The organism is Alkalihalobacillus trypoxylicola, from assembly GCF_001590785.1.
GTDB classification, from domain to species: domain Bacteria; phylum Bacillota; class Bacilli; order Bacillales; family Bacillaceae_D; genus Alkalihalobacillus; species Alkalihalobacillus trypoxylicola.
In genome coordinates this window covers 34,962-59,323 of record NZ_LTAO01000002.1, presented here as the reverse complement: position 1 = coordinate 59,323, position 24,362 = coordinate 34,962, and the positions used below count along the sequence as shown (strand labels likewise).

General features: G+C 35.8%; 22 protein-coding genes. 5 read left to right on the top strand and 17 right to left on the bottom strand.

Translation table 11 applies throughout. From position 1 onward, the window contains the following. Positions 1–84: 84 nt before the first annotated feature. Positions 85–1,398: a globin-coupled sensor protein gene (locus AZF04_RS03225; protein ID WP_061947547.1), complete on the bottom strand. Its 1,314-nt coding sequence runs from the start codon at positions 1,396–1,398 to the stop codon at positions 85–87. Between the two features lie 162 nt (positions 1,399–1,560). Between AZF04_RS03225 and AZF04_RS03220 the strand changes: the two genes are divergently transcribed. After that, the gene (locus tag AZF04_RS03220) at positions 1,561–2,358 is read left to right on the top strand and encodes a GNAT family N-acetyltransferase (protein WP_061947546.1); all 798 of its coding nucleotides are present in this window, start codon (positions 1,561–1,563) and stop codon (positions 2,356–2,358) included. A 60-nt stretch (positions 2,359–2,418) separates the two neighbouring features. After that, positions 2,419–3,408 (top strand): Gfo/Idh/MocA family protein, encoded by a 990-nt coding sequence (locus tag AZF04_RS03215; protein WP_061947545.1) that lies wholly within the window; start codon positions 2,419–2,421, stop codon positions 3,406–3,408. A 132-nt stretch (positions 3,409–3,540) separates the two neighbouring features. Here AZF04_RS03215 and xylB read toward each other — a convergent pair whose 3' ends face one another. Both xylB and xylA read right to left on the bottom strand, forming a co-directional pair. After that, entirely contained in the window at positions 3,541–5,028 is a 1,488-nt protein-coding gene (gene xylB, locus AZF04_RS03210) for a xylulokinase (RefSeq protein WP_061947544.1), read from the bottom strand. 121 nt (positions 5,029–5,149) lie between these two features. Continuing rightward, on the bottom strand, positions 5,150–6,463 hold the full coding sequence (gene xylA / locus AZF04_RS03205) for a xylose isomerase (protein ID WP_061947543.1): 1,314 nt from the start codon (positions 6,461–6,463) through the stop codon (positions 5,150–5,152). 239 nt (positions 6,464–6,702) lie between these two features. Between xylA and AZF04_RS03200 the strand changes: the two genes are divergently transcribed. Continuing rightward, positions 6,703–7,848, top strand: a complete 1,146-nt coding sequence (locus AZF04_RS03200) for an ROK family protein (protein WP_061947542.1) — start codon at positions 6,703–6,705, stop codon at positions 7,846–7,848. A gap of 425 nt (positions 7,849–8,273) precedes the next feature. On the opposite strand, the gene AZF04_RS03195 is transcribed toward AZF04_RS03200, so the two are convergent. Next, on the bottom strand, positions 8,274–9,260 hold the full coding sequence (locus AZF04_RS03195) for a dienelactone hydrolase family protein (RefSeq protein WP_061947541.1): 987 nt from the start codon (positions 9,258–9,260) through the stop codon (positions 8,274–8,276). A gap of 197 nt (positions 9,261–9,457) precedes the next feature. Here AZF04_RS03195 and AZF04_RS03190 point away from each other — a divergent pair, with 197 nt between their 5' ends. Next, on the top strand, positions 9,458–9,916 hold the full coding sequence (locus AZF04_RS03190) for a YwnF family protein (protein ID WP_061947540.1): 459 nt from the start codon (positions 9,458–9,460) through the stop codon (positions 9,914–9,916). Between the two features lie 238 nt (positions 9,917–10,154). Here AZF04_RS03190 and rhaA read toward each other — a convergent pair whose 3' ends face one another. From rhaA to AZF04_RS03155, 7 genes are all read right to left on the bottom strand, one after another. Continuing rightward, positions 10,155–11,414 (bottom strand): L-rhamnose isomerase, encoded by a 1,260-nt coding sequence (gene rhaA / locus AZF04_RS03185; protein ID WP_061947539.1) that lies wholly within the window; start codon positions 11,412–11,414, stop codon positions 10,155–10,157. 16 nt (positions 11,415–11,430) lie between these two features. Then, a complete protein-coding gene (gene rhaB, locus AZF04_RS03180; RefSeq protein WP_061947538.1) occupies positions 11,431–12,840 on the bottom strand; it encodes a rhamnulokinase in 1,410 nt (469 codons plus the stop codon). Between the two features lie 206 nt (positions 12,841–13,046). Continuing rightward, positions 13,047–14,015: an AraC family transcriptional regulator gene (locus AZF04_RS03175; protein WP_061947537.1), complete on the bottom strand. Its 969-nt coding sequence runs from the start codon at positions 14,013–14,015 to the stop codon at positions 13,047–13,049. 47 nt (positions 14,016–14,062) lie between these two features. Next, complete coding sequence (locus AZF04_RS03170; protein WP_045482389.1) at positions 14,063–14,815, bottom strand: GTP pyrophosphokinase; 753 nt, start codon at positions 14,813–14,815, stop codon at positions 14,063–14,065. Between the two features lie 27 nt (positions 14,816–14,842). Then, the gene (locus tag AZF04_RS03165; protein ID WP_061947536.1) at positions 14,843–16,012 is read right to left on the bottom strand and encodes a cation:proton antiporter; all 1,170 of its coding nucleotides are present in this window, start codon (positions 16,010–16,012) and stop codon (positions 14,843–14,845) included. A 718-nt stretch (positions 16,013–16,730) separates the two neighbouring features. Then, entirely contained in the window at positions 16,731–17,474 is a 744-nt protein-coding gene (locus tag AZF04_RS03160; RefSeq protein ID WP_061947535.1) for a Cof-type HAD-IIB family hydrolase, read from the bottom strand. Positions 17,475–17,614: 140 nt separating this feature from the next. After that, entirely contained in the window at positions 17,615–17,971 is a 357-nt protein-coding gene (locus AZF04_RS03155; protein WP_061947534.1) for a winged helix-turn-helix transcriptional regulator, read from the bottom strand. 122 nt (positions 17,972–18,093) lie between these two features. On the opposite strand from AZF04_RS03155, the gene AZF04_RS03150 reads away from it, so the two are divergent. Continuing rightward, positions 18,094–18,954, top strand: a complete 861-nt coding sequence (locus tag AZF04_RS03150) for a VOC family protein (RefSeq protein ID WP_061947533.1) — start codon at positions 18,094–18,096, stop codon at positions 18,952–18,954. 48 nt (positions 18,955–19,002) lie between these two features. On the opposite strand, the gene AZF04_RS03145 is transcribed toward AZF04_RS03150, so the two are convergent. The 6 genes from AZF04_RS03145 to copZ form a co-directional block, all read right to left on the bottom strand. Continuing rightward, positions 19,003–19,836 (bottom strand): undecaprenyl-diphosphate phosphatase, encoded by an 834-nt coding sequence (locus AZF04_RS03145; RefSeq protein ID WP_061947532.1) that lies wholly within the window; start codon positions 19,834–19,836, stop codon positions 19,003–19,005. 496 nt (positions 19,837–20,332) lie between these two features. Next, the gene (locus AZF04_RS03140) at positions 20,333–20,653 is read right to left on the bottom strand and encodes an antibiotic biosynthesis monooxygenase (protein ID WP_045482406.1); all 321 of its coding nucleotides are present in this window, start codon (positions 20,651–20,653) and stop codon (positions 20,333–20,335) included. Positions 20,654–20,733: 80 nt separating this feature from the next. Continuing rightward, the gene (locus AZF04_RS03135) at positions 20,734–21,324 is read right to left on the bottom strand and encodes a nitroreductase family protein (RefSeq protein WP_064504036.1); all 591 of its coding nucleotides are present in this window, start codon (positions 21,322–21,324) and stop codon (positions 20,734–20,736) included. 291 nt (positions 21,325–21,615) lie between these two features. Next, entirely contained in the window at positions 21,616–21,834 is a 219-nt protein-coding gene (locus AZF04_RS03130; protein WP_061947530.1) for a hypothetical protein, read from the bottom strand. Next, positions 21,827–24,064: a heavy metal translocating P-type ATPase gene (locus AZF04_RS03125; protein ID WP_061947529.1), complete on the bottom strand. Its 2,238-nt coding sequence runs from the start codon at positions 24,062–24,064 to the stop codon at positions 21,827–21,829. Before AZF04_RS03125 ends, AZF04_RS03130 begins: the two co-directional genes overlap by 8 nt. A gap of 92 nt (positions 24,065–24,156) precedes the next feature. Further along, entirely contained in the window at positions 24,157–24,360 is a 204-nt protein-coding gene (gene copZ / locus AZF04_RS03120; RefSeq protein WP_061947528.1) for a copper chaperone CopZ, read from the bottom strand. Positions 24,361–24,362: the final 2 nt, after the last annotated feature.

Sequence of the window (24,362 nt, the reverse complement as noted above, 5' to 3'; positions counted from 1 at the left end):
AAAGTGAAAATCAATCAAAAACCTATTCGTTCCGTTTTCAATATAAAATTTGAATGATGAAATTGACTCACTTAATTTCAAGATTTATTTCGCTTCCACCATTCTATCCAATTGCTTTGCTGTGCTTGCTACTTCAACAGAGGCTTCTGTAATTTCTGAGACAGATTGATTTAAAGATAATAATTCCGTTTCCATTTTATCATTTTGTAATTTTAATGAATTCATAGATTGAGAAATCACTTGAAAAGCGTGCTCTGTTTGCTGCATTCCTTCTACGCCACTACCAACAACAGTACTCACTTCTAGAATCCCCTCTGAAACTGTTTCAATTTGCTCGTTTGTACGAGTAATCAATTCAGCTACCTTACTTGTAGTAACCTTTGTTTGTTCAGATAATTTTCTAATTTCATCAGCTACTACAGCAAAGCCTTTACCAAACTCTCCTGCTCTTGCTGCTTCGATAGAGGCATTAAGGGCTAATAGATTCGTTTGTTCTGCAATTTTTTCTACAATATCAATGACATTATGAACTTCACTAGCAAAAGTCGTAAGCTTTTTAGAGCCTTCAGCCATATCTTCTATACTATCCATAACCGTTTTCATATTTTCTACCTGTTGGGAAATTTGGTTCGTCCCTTTTAACGATTGTTCTTGAGCATTATTAGCTAGCTCTGTTCCATCCTTGGCTATACTGCTTAACTGCTTAGATTTTTGACCAAATCCCTTTATAGCTTCTTCACTTATCGTTGATATTTCAGTTAAAATCTTTGCCTGTTCACTGAGGCTCACAATTAATTCATTTTTTTCTTGCTTTTCAGAGAATATATTTTTTTCTCTCGCTTCTTCATAGGCTTCTAGCACTAGCTGCTTTTCTAATGCGAATATCTTATTAATAGCCCCATAGCGTTCAGACAGCTCTTCCCTTGAATATGATTGGCTTAATAATAAATCATGAGCCGCATGCTGTAATTGATAAAAACCCGCTAAGTACCATTTAGACTCAAGTCCAATTCTCACATGCTGTAAAGCAACCGCTTTCCTTTTTAATAAATAATTTTCTGAAATATCTTCGTTAAACATTTCTAAAATATGTTTCTCTAATGTAACAGATAATTTTTCAATTGAGCTATGCTGTTCTATTTTTTCTGCTAATTCCGAATGCTTTGAAATCGTGTCATAAAAGCTTGCGGTAATTTCAGGTCCGTGTTCTTTTACAAGCGGATACAACTCTCTAAGGTTTTGAAGATCCTTTTCTTTTATATGTAATAAACTAATGTGATGATTGGATGGAAGTTCCTGTAAATAAGTCATATCAACTTGATATTCGTTCGTAACTAGTTCTTTTCCTTTTGCTTTTACTTTTTTTTCCTTCTTTTTAAAAATACCCAGTTCAAACACCTCCGTTGAAATCTGTTACTTTTTTCAAATTCATTACTTATTATATCGACTGCTTTTTATAAATCGTTACTATTTATCTAGGAAAATTTGATTATAAATTTAAATACTTTTCAAAATCTTTATTTTATGGCAAAATTCTCTCAATAGTAGGGGGGATTATGGATGATTAGAAAACTTACAGAAAAAGACCATCAGGAATGCATGAATTTAGTATCAGAGAAGCCAGCAGAAAACCTATTTATTATTGGAGATATTGAAGCTTATGGATATGAGCAAGCCTTTCAAACTCTATGGGGAGATTTTGATGAGCAGCAACAGTTAAGAGCGGTTCTCTTAAACTATCGAGGTAATTTTATTCCTTACTGTCCAACTACAGACTTCCATTACAAAGGCTTTGCCGAAGTGATATCTAAGCATGAGCATGTAGACATTTTATCTGGCTTAGAATATTTAACTAGCTTGATATTGCCACATGTTACGTTAAAAAACGATCCAACGAGAAGACTGTATTATGCAAAATGTGAATCGATTCATGGCAAACCAAACAATCTATATTCAAACGTTCAAGCAGCACAACCTGAAGATGCAGCTGAACTAGTCGAATTTATTAATTCTATAGAAGAATTTGATACACGTTTAAGTGTAGAGGAGAAAAAAGAGGCCTTAGAACAAAAAGTATCACGCTCCTACTTCATTCGAATGGATGAGCAGATTGTCTCTTCAGTTTCTACTGCAGCAGAAAATAGTCAATCAGCTATGGTTGTCGCGGTTTGCACAAGAAAAGGTTTTGAGCAGAGAGGGTATGCAAGCTCCTGTTTATATCAGCTCGTCCATGACCTTATAAATGAGAACAAATCGCTTTGTCTATTCTACGACAATCCACATGCTGGTAAGATTTATAAGAATTTAGGTTTTGAAGATATCGCTAATTGGACAATGACAAAGTTAATAAAGGAATGAACTTATATATAGGAACGCATGCTATAATGATTCAGTTCATATATAGAGAGGATGAAAATCATGATACGATTCGGAGTTATCGGTACTAATTGGATTACAGAACGCTTACTGGACAGCGCAAAAGAGGTAAAAGATTTTCATTTAGCAGCTGTTTATTCTCGAACCATTGAACGAGCCAATGAATTTGCTGATAAATGGGGAGCTGTACATCGTTTTGACAGCTTAGAAAAAATGGCAAAAAGCACAGAGCTTGATGCTGTTTATATTGCAAGCCCTAATACCTTTCATGCTGATCAGGCCATTCTTTTTCTAAGTGAAGGTAAGCATGTATTATGCGAAAAGCCGATCGCTGCTAACCGAAGTGAGATGGAAAGAATGTCTACACTTGCTCACAGTAACCAAGTAGCTTTAATGGAGGCTATGAAAACAACCCTTATGCCAGGCTTTCATACATTAAAAGACCATTTACCTAAAATAGGGAAAATACGTCGGGTCGTTGCAAATTTTTGTCAGTATTCTTCTCGCTATGATGCCTACAAAAATGGCGAAGTTCTGAATGCTTTTAAACCTGAATTAGCTAATGGAGCTTTGATGGACATAGGTGTATATTGTCTTTATCCAATTATCCAATTATTTGGAGAGCCTTTAAAATCCAACAGTAATGCTTATATGCTTGATTCAGGAGTTGATGGTAATGGCAGTCTTACTTTAACCTACCATGACATGGAAGCTCTTCTCATTTACTCAAAAATTACAAATTCTTATTTACCATCTGAAATTCAAGGAGAAAAAGGATGTATCACTATTGAAAAGTTTTCCGAAATGAATGGGATCACCATACATTATAATAGTGGAGATGTGGAACCTATTCATGTTGAGGAAAAGCTCCCTGCTATGAGCTATGAGCTTTTAGAATTTGTAAAGCTAATTAAGGAGAAAAAGGTAGAATCGCTAATCAATAGCCACCAGACCTCTACTTTAACCTTAAAAGTAATGGATGCGGCTAGAAAACAAATCGGCTTGCATTTTCCAAATGATCATACTACATAAATCACTATTATAATAAAGCCAAACTCTCACCTCAAAATGAGTAAAATATTTTGAGGTGTTACTATGTTTTTTACACCAAAAAGGCATTTGACGTTGTTTCTCATGCGCCAAATGCCTAAATACATTAAATGTTTATCTCAATGCTTTTAATTCATCATTTATTTTTTGAGTAGAGTCATAAATCATTCTATATAACTCGTAAACCTTTTCATGTACAGCAGCTACTTCTTCATTAGGCTCGTATGCTTTCTCTATAGCCACAAATGCTTTTGCACATTCTTGTAATGATGAAAACCAACCAGCGCCAACAGCAGCAAGCATAGCAGCCCCAAGAGCAGGCCCTTGCTCGCTTTTTAACCTTACTACTCTTTTTTGGAAAATATCAGCTTGTAACTGAAGCCACCATTCACTTTTGGCACCTCCACCAATTGAGACAATTTCGTTGATTTCCATCCCATTATCCATCATCAACGTTAATGAATCCTTTAAAGAATAAGTAATCCCTTCAACGACAGCTCGGGCAAAATGAGCACGACCATGAGTGCTACTTATTCCAATGAAACTCCCTCTAATATTTGCATCGGCATATGGCGTTCTTTCGCCCATAATGTATGGAGTAAATAACAAACCGTTTGCACCAGCATCTAGCTGACTCGCGTCCAACAATAATTCGTCAAAGCTATAGTTCTCAGCAAATTGATTTTTGAACCACGAAAGACTATCACCTGCAGCAAGCGTTACTCCCATAGAATACCATGAATCTTTTTCTGCATGATTAAAATCATGAAGTAGCCCTTTGAAATCTCTTTTCTCTTCGTTATGGTAGCTTAATAAAACTCCAGAGGTACCAATACTACACATACTTTTACCGTTCTCAATAATACCTGCCCCTAAGGCTCCACAAGCATTATCTGCTCCCCCTGCAAATACCTTCGTTTCAGTAGCTAAGCCTGTTAGCTCTGCCATTTCAGGCAGTATGTTCCCTACACAATCTCCCGACTCTACTAAAGGAGGGCATAAAGATAAAGATACCTCAACAGCATCGGCAATTTCTTTACTCCAGCTTTTGTCACGAACATTTAACAATAGCGTTCCAGCAGCATCGGAATATTCGCATTGTAATTGGCCCGTTAAACGATATCGCACATAATCTTTAGGTAAAACAAAACGAACGGCTTTCTCATATAAATGTGGTTCATGATTTTTCACCCATAACAATTTAGGTAATGTAAAACCTTCTAATGCTTTATTTTTAGCGATTTCAATTAGTCTATCCCCTAATGCTCGCTCAATTTGTCTGCACTCTTCCGTTGTCCTTGTATCATTCCAGAGGATGGCATGTCTTAAAGGTTCGTTGTTGGCATCGAGTAGGACAAGACCATGCATTTGACCTGAAAAGCTTAATCCTTCAATAGAATCCTTTCCTAGCACCCCTTGAATTTCATGAATAGCTGCGATCGTTTGTTCAACCCATTGCTCAGGGTTTTGTTCACTATATCCTGATTTTTCTTGATATAAATCAAATGGCCTTGAAGCTTGCTGAACAACTTCACCAGCTTTATTTACAGCGACCACTTTTACAGCACTTGTACCTAAATCAATTCCTAATACATGTTTCATGAGCCTTCCTCCTTAGCTTTGCACTGATTATTCATTTTGTTCGAAAAAAAAGCATCACTATGACATAAGAAGTAGCTCTAATGCTTTCATAGGACGCTTTTTTAACGTGACCTAGTCCCTTTTATTTAGAGAAAAGGTATTCATTTAATCTTGCCTTAATTAATTCAATTCGACCAGATTTATTTTGAATAGGAGCTTGCGTTAAAGCATATTTCTCTAATGCATGAAAATCAGCTTTACCATCGACAATCTCTTTTCCAATTCCATTACTAAATGTTTCATATCTCTCTTCCAAAATAGATTCAAAGAAACGATCTTCTTTCAGCTTTTCAACTACCTTTAATGATTTAGCAAAAGCATCCATTCCAGCAATATGAGCTAAGAATAAATCATCTGTTTGGAAGGATGTTCTTCTTACTTTTGCATCAAAGTTAACTCCGCCCTTGCCTAAACCACCATTCTCGACAATCTCATAGAGAGCAAGTGTCGTTGCATAAAGGTCGGTTGGGAATTCATCGGTATCCCAACCTAAAAGTAAATCTCCTTGGTTTGCATCGATAGAACCTAGCATATCAGCGCTTCTCGCAACACGCAATTCATGCTCAAAGGTATGACCAGCTAATGTAGCATGATTTGCTTCTAAATTTAATTTAAAGCGTTTATCTAAATCATATGTCTTTAAAAATGAGATGGTTGTTGCTGCATCAAAATCATATTGATGCTTAGATGGCTCTTTCGGCTTTGGTTCTATTAAGAATTGTCCTGTATATCCAATTTCATCAGCATATGCTAATGCCATATGATAAAAACGCGCAATATTGTCTTGCTCTAATTTATAGTCAGTATTTAGAAGTGATTCGTAGCCTTCACGACCTCCCCAGAATACATAGTTATCAGAACCAAGCTCTTTCCCTACCTCTAAGCCTTTTTTCACTTGCGCCGCAGCATAAGCAAATACTTCTGCATTACTCGTAGTAGCCGCACCGTGTACAAAACGAGGATTTGTGAACATGTTTGCGGTATTCCATAAGAGCTTTACTTTACTTGTTTTCATATAATCTTTAATCATCGATACGATAACATCGAGATTTTCATTCGTTTCTTTTAAATTTTCACCCTCTGGAGCAATATCACGGTCATGAAAACAAAAGAAAGGAACATCTAATTTCTCATAAAATTCAAAAGAAGCTTCTACTCTTTTTTTAGCAAGATCAAGATATGACCATTTATCCCAAGGTCTAACCATTGTTCCCTGTCCAAATGGATCTGTGCCATCTGCAGTAAAAGTATGCCAATAGGCTACTGCAAATCTAAGATGCTCCTCCATCGTTTTCCCTAAAACGACCTGTGACTTATCATAATGTTTAAATGCAAAAGGATTTTTAGAGCCTTCACCTTCATAACCAATTTTCTCAATTCCTGAAAAATAACTCATTTGTATTCCTCCTCATTATTAAACTTAGTTTAAAAAATAAAACATTAACCGTAAAAGTTTTCAATTAAATTTGATTACACCTTTAATGTAATCGCTTTAATTTTTTACTTTGTTTATTTATTAAACTAATTCTTTATGATATATTTTAGTAGATAACTTCCCCTTTTGTAAAGAGGAATTTTAATCAACCTCTATTTATACTATAATGAATGATGAATGCTCGAGCGAAGGAGAAAAGAATGGCAACAGAAAAATTTAATTCACGCCAAACTCATGAAAAGTTACTTCTAGAATTAATATTAAAAGAAAAGCAAATTTCTCGTGCTGATTTAGCTAAAAAATCGCAGTTAAATAAAGCAACTGTATCCACTATAATAAAAGAGTTGTTAGAAAAAGAGCTCATACTAGAAATCGGAACTGGAACGAGCAGTGGTGGTAGAAGGCCTGTATTACTAACCTTTAATTCCAAAGCTGGTTTAGCCTTGAGCTTAAACATCGGCTATAACTATATACATTCTGCTTTAGCTTTTTTAAACGGCGAAATCATCTCTAGACAGAAAACATCAGAATTAATCGATAAAAATAGTATTATATCCTTAATTAAACAGCATATTTATTTTCATACGAACGATATTCCAAACACTTCCTACCATATCATTGGAGCGACTATCGCCATCCATGGAATTGTTTATAATCAAACTATACAGTTTACTCCTTACTATTCTTTAGCAGATGTTCATTTAAAAGAAAAATTAGAAACAGAGTTTTCTTTTCCTATATTTTTAGAAAACGAAGCGAACCTAAGCGCGCTAGGAGAAAAAACTTTTTCAACAAAAGCTGAAAATCTTGTGAGCATTACAATCGGAACAGGAATTGGAGCGGGTGTCATCATTAACCATCAGCTTTATACTGGTAAAAATGGTTATTGTGGTGAGATTGGACATACCATCGTAGTTCCTAACGGGCAATCCTGCCCTTGTGGAAATGATGGTTGCTTAGAGCAATATGCCTCTGAAAAAAACCTATTAGATGAATTTAGAAAGCATATTCAAAATGCTGAAGCAAGCTTTGACGAATTTATTAATGCTTGTAAAAGACATGAACCTGTTGCGCAAAAGCTAATAGATAAGTTTGTAACCTTTTTTTCATATGGATTAAATAATATCATCCATTCCTACAATCCAGATGTCGTTATTGTTAATAGCCGTTTAACAAAGGAACTACCAGAAATCATGGAACGGTTAAAGCAACAATTTAGCAATCCCATTATTCAACAATCGAACTTCCTTCCCTCCAATCTTCATCAAGAGGCTATTTTGTTAGGAGGATTCTTTGTGGCCGTTTCAAATTTTTTGAGCATTGATCATTTTGATTTTATTACCTAATGCTAATGTAACGTGGAGCTTATTATGAGGCTTGGACAATACCCATGAATGAATGATTCCACACATGTTAGGTGCCCGAATGCTCGCTCCCCAAGACACTTCGCGTACGGAGGGGATGGCACCGAACTAACATTTTAAAAAATAGATTTAAGAATGGCGATTTCTGCCACTGGGATCTCCGTGCCTTGTGTCCGCTAGCTTCAATCTTTCATAGATTATCTACCCGTTCAACAGAACCCTCCTTCTTTCACAAGGAGAAGGGTTCTTATTCGTTATTTGTGTTTGCCATCCGTTACACATCATTTCAAAGTTTCGCTATGTGTGATAATTATTAAAAAGGTTGTGTCCCAGCGTCTCGTCCTGTTTGTGGATGATTTTAGAAGCAATCTACTTATTTCTGGTATTAATCCGCATGTGCCATTTGCTTAACCCAATACTTGCTTTAACCAAGGAAAGGCTTTTTCTCCATTTATCTCATGAGCCCCATTAAAAAGGTGGTATTGAAAATGAGTTTCTTTATTTTGTGATTGATACTCTTTGCTTATGAACTTTATCGCCTCTTGAACACCGTCTTTTGGAAAAATTCGGTCATGAGTCCCCGCTTCTACAAACAAATTCCGGGGAGCAATCAATGAGATAAGCTGAGGCAATTCGGCCACTTTTAATAATCCTGGAATGTAATTATCTATACAATGGTGCATGGCTAAAATGCTTTTTGAAAACGTGTTAGTAAAGCCTGTTAGCACAGTTGCTTTTATAGAAGGCTCTAAAATAGAAGTATAATTACTGATTAAGGCACCACCTGAAAAACCAATCACTCCTGTACGTTGCCCATCAACATCCTCCTGTTTTTTGATGTAGTGATATATTTCAAGAGCCTCTTCAACCCTCATTCCCGCTAAAGTTCTTCCTCCCATTAGTAAGCTTTTTGCTAATGCATTACAGGAGTTTATATTTCCTGCTTCTTTATCTCTTGTTAGGATTCTTTCACCAAAGCCTAAAATTTCTGGTACAAAAACTTTAAACCCTTGCTTGACTAATTGAACGGCAAAGCGTTGATGAATGCCATAAGGTTCCTTTTCTTCTTTCCCTTCCTTTGTCAAACCTACCGCTTCCTTATGACCATAACCATGACCGTGCATAGCTAGAACAGCCGGATAAAGAGACTCTTTTTCAATTGGTGTCAGTATGTACATTGGAATTAATAAATCACATGATGAGTGCAGTAAGACCTTTTCTCTTATAAAGTCATCAATTTGGGTCGTTTCTACTAACTCCACTGATTTGTAAGGGTTTTCAAAAATGACTAATTTCTTTTTTAAGTCGCTAATCAACTCTGCCTTATTCATTTTAGGCTGATTAATGATCGTTTTTTCTAAAAAAGCTTGTTCGAAGTGGTCAACTGTGTTCACTCTTATTCCTCCATTGCTATTTTTTATATTTATTATAATATAGAAAACACCTGTTCAGCTTAAAAACGACCGAATAATGTTCACCCGATAGTGCGATAATTCGGATTGATGGATGATTAACGTGAGTTTTAATTGTGATATTTGGGGAAAATACTTTATACTATGTTGTATGAGACCTTAGTTAGGAGGGAGCTAAAATGAATCCATTTTCGATTAAAGAAGCACCGGAGTTTATTCAAAAGGAGCTTGAGCAAATTCAAGAGCATATTGCGCCAACTTTAAAGAAAAGTTTAACCTTTAGCTTTGTTTCTTTTCCATTAATTGGGTTTTCCTTTATTAATATTTTTTTCTTAATAGCATTAGTTCCTGACACAGCTCCTAAGATGATACCTATCATTTTATATGCCATTATTGGATCTATTGGATTTGCACTATTAAAAGAATCCGTTATAAAAAATAAAGAAATTCAAAAATCCGGCATTGCCTATATGAAGGAAAGAATAGAAAATAGCCATATCGTAAAAGATGACATTAAAGTTCGTTATGTTCAATCGATTAATAAAGAAGCCTCAAAGGCCATTCATATATTTTGCGAATTTTTAACTTATGAACATAATCGCTCTGCCTTTCATACTGAAAAAACAACGAATTACTAGTAAAACCTTTTGTAGAGTAAAACTCCACTTAAGGTTTTTTTGACCATTACGAGGCAGGAGCTTGAAATAACAATGGTCTTTATGAGTACGACTTTAGAATCCGCCCCTAATATTTAAAAGCTATACTATACCAGCATTCCCTTATCATAAAAAAACGACGAGCACTCCTCTTTTTTTAGGAATGGTCGTCGTTTACTTGTTTTATTTATCCTGTCCCTGTTTGGTTTGGGAAAGGATATTATGCTTCTCTTTTAGAAAGTACTTCTTTTTCATATACATGAACATCTTCTAACCATGATTCTTGAACAGGCACTCCGTTTTGTTCACAATAATAATCCCAAATGGCACCGAACGGATACGTTTTGAATTCTTCCATTAAAGCTAAACGCTCAGTAAATTGCCCTTTTTCTTGAAGCTCTTTTAAATGCTCATTAGGTGTTAGCAGCGCTAATAATAGGGATTTTACCATATTACGAGTTCCGATTGTCCAGGCAGCTACACGATTAATACTAGCATCGAAGAAATCTAGACCAATCATCACATTATCTAAAGCATTGTTACGAACAATCTCTAAGCCAATTTCGCGCAACTCATCGTCTAGAGTGACAACATGATCACTATCCCAACGAACTGGTCTTGATACATGAAGCGCTAATTTCTCACTAAATAACAGCATAGAGGAGATTTTATTGGATACCATCTCTGTAGGGTGATAATGTCCTGTATCTAATAAGCATAGCTTTTGATTTTGAAGAGCATAGCCCATATAAAATTCATGTGAACCGACTACATAAGCCTCTGAGCCAATTCCAAATAACTTACTTTCTACTGCATCAATATTGTATTGCTCGTCTATTTCCTCTGCAAAAATCCGATCAAGTGATTCTTTTAATCTTTTTCTTGGTGTTAAACGGTCACTTGGCACATCTTTATAACCATCGGGAATCCAAATATTCGTTAAAGCAGGCTGTCCTAGCTCTTTTCCGAAGTATTCAGCGATTTTACGGCTTCTAATACAATGCTCAATCCAAAATTCACGGATTTCTTGATCTGGATGAGATAAAGTTAAGCCATCCTCAGCCTTTGGATGCGAAAATAGAGTTGGATTGAAATCTAGACCTACCCCTACTTTTTTTGCCCATTCTACCCATTTTTCAAAGTGCTTTGGCTCAATCTCGTTTCGATCGACCACTTCACCCTCTGTTTCTAAATAGATAGCATGTAAATTTACCTTATGTTTTCCAGGAATTAATGACAATGCTTTTTCTAAATCTTGTCTTAGTTCATCTGGTGTTCTTGCTTTTCCTGGATAATTTCCAGTAACATCAATTCCACCTGATAACTCATTTGCATTCACTTCAAAGCCACCAACATCGTCACCCTGCCAGCAATGAACTGAAATCGGAACATGCTTCAGCTGCTGAAGTGCTTCCTCAACATTTACTCCCCATTTTTCATACTGTTGTTTAGCATCTAAAAAACGTTTTTCTACTGTCATTTTCAATCACCTTTCCTTACTTAAGAGTATTTGGTTTAAAGCTTTTAACTTCAAATGATTTCTTAATCAATTCCCTAGCTTCTTTAACAGACTCTATTTCTCCTAATGCCATAAATTGAGCAACCATATTTCCAATCGCCGTTGCCTCAACAGGACCAGAATATACCTCTTTACCGGTAGCATCTGCAATCAACTGGTTCAACAGTTCATTTTGAGAGCCACCACCTATGACACTAACCGTTTTAAACTCTTTTTCAAAGATTTCCTCTATTTGAGCTATTGCGTTTTTATAGCTAACAACTAAACTATCATACACACATTTCGCTACTTCACCGGGAGTTTCTGGAACTTGTTGACCACTTTCCCTACAATAATTTTGAATTTCTGTTACCATATGTTCTGGTAGTAAAAATCGGTCATCATCAACATTAACAATCGAAGAAAAATCAGCCGATTTACTTAACTCTACGAGCTCAGCGAAAGAATACTTATGCTCAAAATTACGCTTCACTTCTTGGATCATCCAAAGACCCATAATATTTTTTAGAAAACGGAATTGATAATCAACTCCACCTTCGTTTGTAAAATTATAATCAAGGGCTTTCGTTATACAAATGGGAAAGTTATTTTCTACCCCAATTAACGACCATGTACCTGAGCTAATATAAATCGAGTCATTGCTTTCCGGCATAGCTAACACAGCAGAGCCCGTATCATGCGTTGCTGGCAAGACCACCTTCATATCAAATCCAAACTCATCAACGAGCTCCTGCTTTAATCCACCTAAAACGGTTTTGGGAGGTGCAATCTCCTGAAACATGTGAGAATTAATTCCAAGTTGAGTCAATAAATCTTGATCCCACTTTTTTGTAAAAGCATTTACTAACTGAGTAGTCGTAGCATTCGTATACTCATTTGCTTTCTCACCAGATAACAGATAGTGAATGTAATCCGGAATCATTAAGAAGCTATCTGCCTGAGTAAGCACTTCAGGGTCACTTTCCTTAAGTGCCATGAGCTGATAAATCGTATTGAACTTTTGAAATTGTATACCTGTTTCTAAATAAAGACGCTCTTTCATCACTTTCTCAAACGTCTTCTCCATCATTCCATCTGTCCGTGAATCACGATACGCAACAGCATCTGTTAATCGATTCCCCTGCTCATCTAATAACACGTAATCAACAGCCCAAGTATCAACACCAATACTATCTGGCTTAATCCCTAATTCCGTACATTTTTGGATTCCTTTTTTTATTTCATTGTATAAACCATCAATATCCCAGCAAAAATAGTCTCCCTTTTTCTGAATACTATTTTCAAAACGATGAACTTCGTCTAATTGAAGCTTCCCATTCGTTAATGACCCTAATATGAGACGTCCACTCGATGCACCAATGTCAACGGCTAAAACATGTTTTTTCATTACTTCACCTCTTCAGAAAGCGCTTTCTATTATTTTACTATATCTCACCTATTTTACTATATCGTTGTTTATTTATTTTTTGTCCTTATTTGCACATTCGATCCGTTTGATAAATACAACAACATTATCTAGACCAGAATCTTGTAACCCTCTCTATAAAAGTAAAAAAGCTAACTACTTTGGGAGAATAGTTAGCTTTTTTTGCTTTATTTCCGCCAATACTTTTGTCGAAATTGCTTAGGAGTATCCTGATATTTCTCTTTAAAAATTCTATAAAAATAACTAATGTTCTCATATCCAATTTTTTCAGCTATGGATGAGATCGACACATCACTCGTAATAAGTAAATTCTTGGCTTGGCTAAGTCTTTTATCCTGTAAAATTTCCTTAAAGGTTTTCCCAGTCATATTTTTTATAAACTTACTTAATCGATAATGAGGCTGATTTAACTGCTCTGATAACTCAAATAAAGAGCCTGTCTGGTAATGGTTTTGAATATAATGCATAATCTCTACCATTACATTTTGCTGCTGTGATTGCTCATGACTATCCGCTAATCGATCGATATTTTTTACTAGTTCTACTAGCAATAATCCTATGTTTAACTTTAAAGTCGTTTCTGTCATAAAGCTCGGTACAAAAATCTCCAGCATCAGCTTTTCCATTAATTCCTGTATACTTTTCACATCTGAAACCTGAAAATAAAGAGCCTGTCCGTTTCTCGAATCTCCTAAAAGACTATTAATAAAGAAATGGCTCATCATATTTTCTGAACTAAAAAAGGAAAACATGAACTCGAAAAACTCGGGCTGAATAATAAAGTTTATAATTAAATCTTCTTTTTGACAGGCGTGTAATTCATGCTCAATATGCTGGTTTAAGAACAGAAGCTCTCCTTGCTTTAGATGAATATCTTTGTTTCCCACTCGTTGTCGCAAGCTTCCATGATAGACATAATTCACTTCAATATAATTGTGCCTATGCTTGGGGAAATCGATAAAACGAGTATGCTTTCTTGCAACAATCATCTTATCAGGGTGAAGAAATTTCCCACTTTCGATAATAAATTCAACCTGATCGGTATATCTCTCTTTTATAATTTTTTTGTTAGAAGAAATGATTTCTTTTTCTTCTTCTGTGAGTTTGATTAATTCTTTATACAAATCAATACTCATAGAGAATCACCTTCTAGTCCCTTTAGACCTGTTGACTCCATAAAGTCTTATTCCTTTTTGTTCAATTCCTCAAATAATGAACTCGGTATACTTAGCTGTTCCTTACTAATTCCTAACAAGTCTAGAATACTACTAGGTTCTGCCTCTTGGTCGACATTCTTAATTTTAGATACCTCTTTATGGATTTCTTCCATTTTTCTGTCTAGTGCTGAGGATTTTAATGCTGCTTCCTTTAATTCATTTGTAAGATGACTCGGAATTGTTTTATTAAACTTATAATAAATTTTGTGCTCTAGACTTGCCCAAAAATCCATTGCGATCGTCCTAATCTGAACTTCTACACAAACAAGCTCTTCTCTATCAGACATAAAAACAGGTACTTTCACAATTAAGTGAAGACTTTGATACCCATTAGGTTTTGGAGTTTGAATATAATCCTTCACTTCTAATACTTCAATATCCTTTTGAGATTTAAGCATATCCGCAATTTTATAAATATCTGAAATAAAAGAGCAAGTAATTCTTATTCCTGCTATATCTTGAACATTTTCTTTTATACTATCTATACTAAAACGGTAATTTTTCCTTACTAATTTTTTTAATATACTTTCAGGCTCTTTTAATCGAGCTTTCGTATGTTCGATCGGATTATATTCATGAATATATTCGAATTCCTGCTTCAAGATATTAATTTTGGTTTCCATCTCATCTAGCGCAAACTTATAAGCCATCATAAACCTAGTCATATCTTCTCTAAAATTCTTTAACTGCTCGAAACTAATATTTGCCAATGAATTCATCCCCGATTCACACTCTCTTTATATCATTTAATGAGTTACTTCCATTCTATCCTTTGCAGACTCTTTTCCATAGACCTTTTTTGAAATAATAGGTGCATATTGAAATAAAATAATTCCAATAAAAGTTGAAGCTAATATAAACATACTACTAAACGCCTTTAAAGAGGTTGTCGCTAAAGAAGCTACAATAATGGAAAATTCCCCTCGCTGTGTTAGAGACAAGCCGGCGCGTAATGCTACTAGCTTTGAAAGCCCATACCACTTGCCACCTATTACTCCCACAATGACCTTTGCTACTATCGACCACATTAATACAGTAAGTAACAGACCAATCATAGGAATCCCTTCACTTAAATCAATCGTTGTTCCAAAATAGAGGAAAAACAAAGGCATAAGTAAATCTCTTGAGCGGATAACCATCTGCTCTAACTCATGGGTTCGACGTACCTCTGCTAACATAATACCTGCTAAAAAGGCACCTAATACCTCGGATAGGTTCAAATACAAAGCTAAACCTCCGTAAGCAAGAGCAAGTCCTGTTACAAATAAAATCATACCATCTCCGTTCAACTTCTGTCTAAATAGATCACCTAATTTCACAAAAATACCACGAGCTAACACAATGGCCCCCGCTACAAGAAGAATTACTTTCACTAATAATAAGATGATGCTTGAGACAGTTAATGCCTGTCCTGTAGTCAAACCAACTAATACAGCGACTAATAAAGGGGCTAACAAATCCTCAAAAATTAATAACCCTAGCATAAAGCTTGACTCAGGTCTTTCTATTTTCTTTGAGTTCTCTAATAGCTTAGCTGTAATAGATGAACTGGTTGCATATACGACTGCCCCTACAATAAAAGCGGATAATAAATCCATTCCTAAAGTAAAAACGATTAGTACAGTAACAGCAAAGCTCAGGAAAAAGTCTAAAATACCTGCACCCAAAACTTTTTTGGCTACGGTCATTAATTGCTTAATGGGAAATTCCATTCCTAACATAAAAAACAAAAGAACAATCCCTATTTCTCCTGCAAAGTGGAGAAGGTGATTATCTGTTAACCATCCTCCTAACACAATTCCTAATAATATAAAAACGATAATAGTTGGTATTCTCATTTTTGAACCAATATACCCTACAAAGAACAATAACAATAATAATAATCCGGATCCTAAAAGTTCGGGGATTTCTGTCATCTATAGAAGCCTCCTTGAGCAGGTGACATCAATCATTTAATCACCTGGATCAACTTTTTATGTACATCTTTCAAGGATTCCATATTATACAAATAATATCCCTCTCTTACTGAATTTTTACGAATAAGTCCACATTTGAGTGAATTTTATCATTGCTCTAATTTAACGTTCATTATAAAAAATGTCTTAAATGGTTGTGAATTCACTTGTTGATTGTAACGTAGGTAGTGACTCCCAAAGGATCAGCGCAGTCTGAAGATCCACTCTGACGAAGCCCTGCGTAGTCGGAGTTAGCTGAAGACCAGCCCTTGGGAAAGCATCTACCTAAAGTGAGAATCAAACCTAATCGTTCGGTTTTCATTATAAGATTTGAATGATGAAGTGGGTTTAAGTGAATAAAACCAAACATTCATTATAAAAAATGTCTTAAATGGTTGCGAATTCTCTCGTTGATGTAACGGTAGGTAGTGACTCCAAAGGATCAGCGCAGTCTGAAGATCCACTCTGACGAAGCCCTGCGTAGTCGGAGTTAGCTGAAGACCAGCCCTTGGGAAAGCATCTACCTAAAGTGAAAATCAAACCTAATCGTTCGATTTTTATAATAAGATAGAAAGGATGAAGTGGATTCATTTCTAAGAACATAGAAAAAAAGAAGCCTTTATAAGCTGCATGCTTAAAAGGACTTCTTTTATAAATGGTAGTCATTTAACTCATTTATTTACTTATTTAAAACGAATTTATCTATAGCTTTTGCTACACCATCTTCATTATTTGTCGCTGTAATCCAATTAGCCTCTTTTTTAACAATCTCTTGTGCATTACCCATTGCGACACCTACTCCAGCTTCTTTAATCATCGCCAAATCGTTAAGACTATCGCCACATGTCAAAACCTCATCCATTGAAATTTGCAGCTTTTCACAAACCTTTTTAATGGCATTGGCTTTATTAATTCCTAATACATTTACTTCAATATTTAATGGATGTGAATTACTTATCTCATATGTTCCTTTTGAATGAATATCTTCTAAAAGCTGATCACGTGTGATTTCATCATCAAAGTTAAATCCAAACTTTAACCAAGTATGCTCATGAATATTTTCAGGAAGCTCCCCATTCCACACTTGCTTTTCCGTTACGGCCCAATAGCCTGTTTTATATGTATTCATTAACTCAAAAAACGTTTCAATATCACTGGTTTCGAGCGTAACACGCTCTAATATTTCACCGGTAGGACCCCAAATTTCACTTCCATTTACCGTGATATGATAAGAATTTAACTCTAACGTTTTTGCATACTTGGAACTCGTATTCAACGATCTTCCAGTACATAGTATAACTTCTACCCCTTGTTCTCTTGCTTCACGAATAGCCCTTTGATTTTCAACAGAAACCTCATGAGAAGTGTTGAGAAGCGTTCCATCCATATCTAAAGCTACTAATTTTATTGATTTTCTCTCCATTTTTACTTCACCCTTTTTTTCATAATAGTGAAATGATTGATCTGTTTTCCCTTGAAGTCAGCTATTTTAACTCGCCGATTGTTTATCTATTTCAACAAAGAAATAACAGAAAAATTCTCCTTACCCACATTGTTTACTACTTATGATTCTCCACTTCTTTCTTGATCAGCCGCTAGTTCTTCTAAATGTTTTTTATGATTTTTACCCCATTGATCCATTGCTTCAAGTATTGGTATTAAAGTCGCTCCATATCCTGTTAATGAGTATTCAACCTTTGGTGGTATTTGAGCATAGATTTTTCGTATGACAATATCTTGTTCCTCGAGCTCTCTCAGCTCTGCGGTTAGCACCTTTTGTGTAATACCTGGAATTGCTCTTTTTAATTCATTAAATCGCATCGTCTCGTTCTTTATTAATTGGTAGAGAATTTTGTGAGTCCACTTTCCAACTAAAACATCTAAAGCTGTATCAGCTTTACAGGAGATAGGATTAACCATTTCTTCACCTCATTAGTTTCCTTTTTGTAACTATAACACTTTTTAGTGCGTACTTACCATTACGAAGAAAAGAAGGCATACTATTAGTAACACAACAAAAATGACTTAAGGAGTGATAAACTATGACTTATCAATTACCTAAACATGTACAATTAGGACATATACAAATAAAAGTAAGTGAATTAAAGCGTTCCATTACTTTTTACGAAAACATACTCGGACTAGAGGTACTTAAAATTGAGGAAAATCTTGCCTACCTGACAGCAGACGGTACGAAGCCACTTGTCATTTTAGAAGAAATTCCAGATGCTCTTATTATACCTGCGCAGCAAAATGCTGGATTATATCATTTTGCCCTTTTACTTCCTTCTAGAGAAGAGCTGGGATTATTATTAAAAAATATGCTGTCCTATCAGGTGTCGATTGGTTCAGGTGATCATCATGTTAGTGAAGCCTTTTACCTCTCTGATCCAGATGGCAATGGTATTGAAGTGTATGCAGATCGACCTATGTCATCATGGTTAAAGGATGAAAATGGTCATTATATAATGACAACTGAAGCTGTTCATGCACAGGAATTGTTAGAAATAGTTGGCGATAGAGAATTTCATAAACTTCCCGAAAAAACAAAGCTAGGACATGTTCATTTTCATGCTCATTCACTACAAGATTCTGCCCAATTTTATCAAGAAGCCCTTGGTTTCGATGTAACGATGGATGCAAAACAAATGGGTGCGGTCTTTTTAGCGGCCAATCAATATCATCATCATATAGGTTTAAATCGTTGGGCAGGTCATCTAGCTCCTAAACGACCTAAACAAGCCGTAGGAGTTCAACACTACTCCATTATACTACCGACCCTAAATGATTTAGAAGATATAAAGCAACATTTATCCTCTAATCAGATAAACTTTACCGAATATAAGCAAACCATTTCATTAAAGGATCCAAACGATGTAACAGTTCAACTGACAGCTCCATAACTCAAAAGCCTGCTCTGATATTCTTATCATGAGCAGGCTTATTAAAAATTATGATATCATTGCTAAATAAGCAAGAACACCGAAACCAACAATAAAGCAATAAATAGAGAAGTAAATGAGCTTTCCACTTTTCATAATATTGATGAAAATTTTCAATGCAAAATAGGACGCAACCAATGAAGCAACAAATGCAATACTATAAGGAAAGGCTTTTTCTGCAATAGCTGGGTCACTAAAGACATCTCGCAATGCTAATATTCCACTACCTAAGCTTACAGGGATATAGAGAAAAAATGAAAATCGTAACGCAGTTTCTCTCGTCCAGCCTACCCCCATCGCTGCCACAATAGTAGCCCCTGAACGGCTAATCCCTGGAAGAAGGGCGACCATTTGCGCTAAACCTACTATAATGACTTCCTTCATTGTAATTTGTGATTCAGTCTTTTTACCTTTTAACTTCCGAATGATAAACAAAGCAACACCCGTCACAAGTAAAGCGACGGCAATAACACCAATATGACTAGACTGCGTAGCAATCCAATCCTCTAGTAACAGTCCAGCTATGGCAGCAGGAACTGTTGCAATTACTAAATAAACCCAAAAGCGAAAATCACTTTCATACTCAGGTTTCCTCGTTTGCAAATACTTTAATGCTCCACCAATTAATCGAAACAAGTCATTTCGGTATATGAAGATGACCGCAAATAATGAAGCAAAATTCACTAATATTTCAAACGTTAACCCTTCACTTTCTAACCCTAAAAAATGTTGAGCTAACACTAAATGTCCACTCGAGGAGACAGGAATCGGCTCAGTTATCCCTTGAATTAATCCTAACAACAAAAATTGAATCCATTCTGCAAGCTGAATAGCACTCTCCATTAAATATCTACTCCTATCTTTACATAAAAAACTACTAACGACTACTAACCAAAGTAACTCAAACAACACTGCTTCTTATTATAAAGGAAGTGTATCATTTATCTACCTTTTTATTATTAATTTTCCCTTAAAAAGACAAGTCATCTCCCTAACATCATATGAGCCATTTGTGTAATTAGACTACTTTTTACTGTCTAATGTAGCCTTCCTTTTAACCGTTTTTTGTGGTGTGGTTCTTTTTTCGGGTGAATAGAGCTTTCCCTTTTGACCGTTCCAATGCTGTGGCTGTCATTTCGGGCTAAATGAAAGCTTCTATTTGATTTCTTTTTGTCGAATTTTCTTTATTCGGGTGAATAGAGCTCTCCCTTTTGACTATTCCATCGCTTTGACTCTTATTACAGTCGAATAGAGTACTCCTCTTCGCCTTCCTCTTTTTAAATAAAAAAAGACAGTCAACTCGTTTAAGTTAACTGTCGCTGTTTCTCATTTTCATTTCTTATTGTGGAGCTGTTTTAAAGGCCTTTACTTCATAGACGTTTTGTTTGAAATCAATAATATGCTCTGGCTTTGGTTTACCGCGACTTTGACGATGGCCTTCTAAATGAATATCGCTCTTCTCCCAATTTTTCCAATCCTCTTCAGATTCCCAGCGAATCATAACGATAACTTCTTCATCCCCGCGTCTTTGCTTTTTGACTAGAACACTCATGTCCAAAAAACCTGGTTGCTCCTCAATAATACCTTTCCCACTAAATCTGTCTACCACAAGCTGAGATGTACCTTCTTTAACAACAAAATCCTTATTTTGAATAAACATCGTATAATCCCCTCTTTTGTTAATATTATTAATGTTATCTTAATCGAGAAAGATTATCATTGTCAATCCGATAGAAAGAGTTATTCTAAAATTTTGAGCTTTTGATCAGTTGGTAAAGTCTCCTTTTGAATTGGCTCTTCATCGATATCTCCAAACGGCATTTGAGCAATTAATCTCCATTCTGCTGGCAATCCCCATTTCTCCCTGCATGCGTGGTCAATATGAGGATTAAAATGTTGAATAGACGCACCTAACCCTTTTTCTGAAAAAATGGTCCAAATAGCAAATTGCATCATTGCTGAAGATTGATCGGCCCAAGTTACAAATTGTTGTTCAAACCGCGGATCCTTCTGGTTTTTAACCTTTTCTGTTACCTTTTCATCATCAAAGAAAAGTAAGGTTCCAAAGCCACTTGCATACCCTTTTATCTTCTTTTGCGATAGTGAAAATTTTTCAGGTGTTAAGACCTGCTTCATCATTTCTTCTGTCATATTCCAAAATGTACGATGATGCTCATTCATCAATAAAACAACCCTACTACTTTGTGAATGAAAGGCAGTAGGTGCATAATCTACTACGGTTGATAGTATTTCTTTGATTTCTTGTACAGTTAGTGAAGATTGAGCTTTTAGCTTACGTATGGTTCTTCTGTTTTGTATGGCTCTTAACATCGTATCCAATTTACATTCCTCAGTTCTAATTTACTTTCTTTTATGTTGTTACCTTATTAAATTCTTTCATTCATGTCAAAAACTTACTCAGCTGCTTTTCACTCCCTCAAGACACTTCACGCCCGATGGGTGCCTGGCAAGTTTAAAAAGTCGATTTGGCAGCCTCTTCACCCCACTGGTGTCTCCGTGCCTTTTGTCCGCTAAGTTACCTAATTACCTAGAGATTCTTCAAATGAAATAGGCCTCCTTCTTACTTAAAAGAAGGAAGGGCCTGTTAGTTGTTTGTTGTATTCACTTATTACCTATCATTTCAAATTTCGTTATATGAAATGATCTAATAACAGGTTTTGTCCCTGCCTCTAAAAGTATTATGTTTTCTTGACTATGATGATGTTCATTCATGTGATCCACTGGCTTAAATGGATTTTCACCTGTTATGATCACATAAATGACGACAACGATTACTAAATAAGATATTGCAAGCAAGATAGCTTTTTTCGGGTTAGACATGCTCTTCCCCTCCTTGGAGCTTTTTTAAGGAGAATTTCTGTAAACGCAACGCATTCAACACAACTGATACTGAGCTAAAAGCCATTGCAGCTCCAGCTAACCAAGGAGCTAACAGCCCTAATGCAGCAATAGGAATTCCGATAGAATTATATATAAAAGCGAAGAATAAGTTTTCTTTAATATTCTTCATTGTTTTTTTACTCATCAAAATAGCGTCACTAACGGAATGTAAATCACCTTTCATCAATGCAATATCCGCTGCTTCAATAGCTACATCTGCTCCTGTTCCAATTGCCATTCCTACATTAGCAACCGCCAATGCCGGAGCATCATTAATGCCATCTCCTACCATTGCTACTATTTTTCCATTCTCTTGTAGCCTTTTAATTTGAGCGCTTTTTTGTTCAGGAACAACCTCTGCAATCACTTTTTTTATACCTACCTCTTCAGCGATCGCTTTTGCGGTTCGTTCATTATCACCAGTAAGCATGATAACATCTAATCCAAGTCTTTTCAGTCTATTTATTGCAGATTTTGAGCTTTCCTTTATCACATCTGAAACAGCCATGATTCCAAATAATTCTTGATTTTTTGCTACAAGGATAGCTGTTTTCCCTTGTTTTTCTAATTGCAATAAAGTTGGCTCCATTTGTTTATAATTAATTGACTCTTTTTCAAATAATTTTCTAGTTCCTACTAAAATTTCGTAATCATTTACCGTCGCAGAAATGCCCCCTCCTGGAATGGCCATAAAAGAGCTCGGCTCATCGATTAACAAACTTTGGTTCTTTGCTTGTCTAACTATTGCTTGGGCTAAAGGATGTTCAGATTTACTTTCTGCTGATGCAACGAGTTTTAACAGTTGATTTTTTTGGCTCTGATTACAAGAAATAATATCAGTTAAGGTTGGTTCTCCTTTTGTAATAGTCCCTGTCTTATCTAAAACCACGGTATCTACTGACTGAGCACTCTCTAAATGCTCTCCGCTTTTGAATAGAAGCCCAATCTCTGCTGCTCTCCCTGATCCAGCCATAATAGACGTCGGAGTCGCTAGCCCTAATGCACATGGGCATGCGATGACTAATATAGAAATGGTTGGGATTAATGCAGAACTGATATTTCCAGGTTCAATAAAGAAATACCAAATGCAAAAAACAATGATACTAAAAACGATGACGACTGGTACAAATACCCCTGAGACCTTGTCGGCTAATCGTTGAATATTAGCTTTTGAGCCCTGCGCCTCTTCTACGACTTTTATAATTTGGGCTAACGCAGAGTCACGGCCAACCTTTGTTGCCTTCATTTTTATAGAGCCATTCGTATTAAAGGTCGCTCCGATTACTTCCATACCAGGCTTTTTTTCAACGGGAATACTTTCTCCTGTTATCATTGATTCGTCTACAGCTGAATATCCCTCAATGACTGTACCATCAACTGGAATTTTTTCACCTGGTTTTACGACGACCCTATCACCTACCACTACTTCTTCAATGGCAATGGTCACAGCTTCTCCATTACGAATAACAAGAGCTTGTTTCGCTTGTAAATTTAGTAACTGCTTAATAGCTTGAGAGGTTCTCCCTTTAGCTCTTGTTTCAAAAAGCTTACCTAGCATGATTAATGTGATAATGACCGCACTCGTTTCAAAATACAAATCAACCATACCTTCATGACCTGTTGCTCTAGCTTCAAACATTAAATAAATACTATAAAAATAGGCAGCACTTGTCCCTAATGCAACGAGAACATCCATATTTGCACTTTTATTTTTTATGGCATGAAAGGCCCCTTTGTAAAAAGTGGCTCCTACTACAAATTGTACAGGTGTCGCTAAAGCAAACTGAATCCAAGGTTCAGCAAATATCCTAGGCATATATAAAAATGATAAGAATTCAAAATGAGTCACCATTGTCCAAAAAAGAGGCAAAGTTAATAACGCTGAAAAAAGAAATAAACTTTTTAGCTTTTCATAAGATCTCTCTTTAAGACTCTCTCTTTCTTCCTCATCCTTTTCTTGTAACGCATAATACCCTAGCTTATTTACGACTTCTTCTAATTTCCCTCTATCAACGACTTCCGAATCGTATTTAATAACGGATCTCTCTAGTGCATAATTGACATTCGCCTCTTGTACACCTTCAACCTTAGATAATCCCTTTTCAATTCGGTTAGCACATGCAGCACAAGTCATCCCTTCAATTTGTAGGGTAGTTTCTTTTTGAGCCATATTCTCACCTCCGGATCCTTACAAAATCAGAATAAAAAAGGGCTTTAGCCATTCTAGTTCACTGAATTCTAAAGCCTCTCTTTCAAGCAAAATTATTTCACTTCATAACCTTGTTCTTCAATGGTTTTTTCAATATCTGATAAAGATACTTGATCAGCATTAAACTGAATTTCTACTTTACCGCTTGATAAATCAACGGTAACAGCTGAAACTCCTTTTAACTCTCCTACATTCTCTTCTATCGCTTTTACGCAATGTCCACAAGACATGCCTTCTACTTTAATTACTTCTTTCATCT

Excerpts from the sequence above, each read along its gene's own strand:
- AZF04_RS03150 (WP_061947533.1), top strand. The coding sequence starts at position 18,094 with ATGACTTATCAATTACCTAAACATGTACAATTAGGACATATACAAATA.
- AZF04_RS03170 (WP_045482389.1), bottom strand. The coding sequence starts at position 14,815 with ATGAATTCATTGGCAAATATTAGTTTCGAGCAGTTAAAGAATTTTAGA.
- copZ (WP_061947528.1), bottom strand. The coding sequence starts at position 24,360 with ATGAAAGAAGTAATTAAAGTAGAAGGCATGTCTTGTGGACATTGCGTA.
- rhaA (WP_061947539.1), bottom strand. The coding sequence starts at position 11,414 with ATGACAGTAGAAAAACGTTTTTTAGATGCTAAACAACAGTATGAAAAA.
- AZF04_RS03155 (WP_061947534.1), bottom strand. The coding sequence starts at position 17,971 with ATGGTTAATCCTATCTCCTGTAAAGCTGATACAGCTTTAGATGTTTTA.
- AZF04_RS03130 (WP_061947530.1), bottom strand. The coding sequence starts at position 21,834 with ATGTCTAACCCGAAAAAAGCTATCTTGCTTGCAATATCTTATTTAGTA.
- AZF04_RS03145 (WP_061947532.1), bottom strand. The coding sequence starts at position 19,836 with ATGGAGAGTGCTATTCAGCTTGCAGAATGGATTCAATTTTTGTTGTTA.
- AZF04_RS03140 (WP_045482406.1), bottom strand. The coding sequence starts at position 20,653 with ATGTTTATTCAAAATAAGGATTTTGTTGTTAAAGAAGGTACATCTCAG.
- AZF04_RS03165 (WP_061947536.1), bottom strand. The coding sequence starts at position 16,012 with ATGACAGAAATCCCCGAACTTTTAGGATCCGGATTATTATTATTGTTA.
- AZF04_RS03160 (WP_061947535.1), bottom strand. The coding sequence starts at position 17,474 with ATGGAGAGAAAATCAATAAAATTAGTAGCTTTAGATATGGATGGAACG.
- AZF04_RS03125 (WP_061947529.1), bottom strand. The coding sequence starts at position 24,064 with ATGGCTCAAAAAGAAACTACCCTACAAATTGAAGGGATGACTTGTGCT.
- AZF04_RS03220 (WP_061947546.1), top strand. The coding sequence starts at position 1,561 with ATGATTAGAAAACTTACAGAAAAAGACCATCAGGAATGCATGAATTTA.
- AZF04_RS03200 (WP_061947542.1), top strand. The coding sequence starts at position 6,703 with ATGGCAACAGAAAAATTTAATTCACGCCAAACTCATGAAAAGTTACTT.
- xylB (WP_061947544.1), bottom strand. The coding sequence starts at position 5,028 with ATGAAACATGTATTAGGAATTGATTTAGGTACAAGTGCTGTAAAAGTG.
- AZF04_RS03215 (WP_061947545.1), top strand. The coding sequence starts at position 2,419 with ATGATACGATTCGGAGTTATCGGTACTAATTGGATTACAGAACGCTTA.
- rhaB (WP_061947538.1), bottom strand. The coding sequence starts at position 12,840 with ATGAAAAAACATGTTTTAGCCGTTGACATTGGTGCATCGAGTGGACGT.
- AZF04_RS03175 (WP_061947537.1), bottom strand. The coding sequence starts at position 14,015 with ATGAGTATTGATTTGTATAAAGAATTAATCAAACTCACAGAAGAAGAA.
- AZF04_RS03190 (WP_061947540.1), top strand. The coding sequence starts at position 9,458 with ATGAATCCATTTTCGATTAAAGAAGCACCGGAGTTTATTCAAAAGGAG.
- AZF04_RS03135 (WP_064504036.1), bottom strand. The coding sequence starts at position 21,324 with ATGTTAAGAGCCATACAAAACAGAAGAACCATACGTAAGCTAAAAGCT.
- xylA (WP_061947543.1), bottom strand. The coding sequence starts at position 6,463 with ATGAGTTATTTTTCAGGAATTGAGAAAATTGGTTATGAAGGTGAAGGC.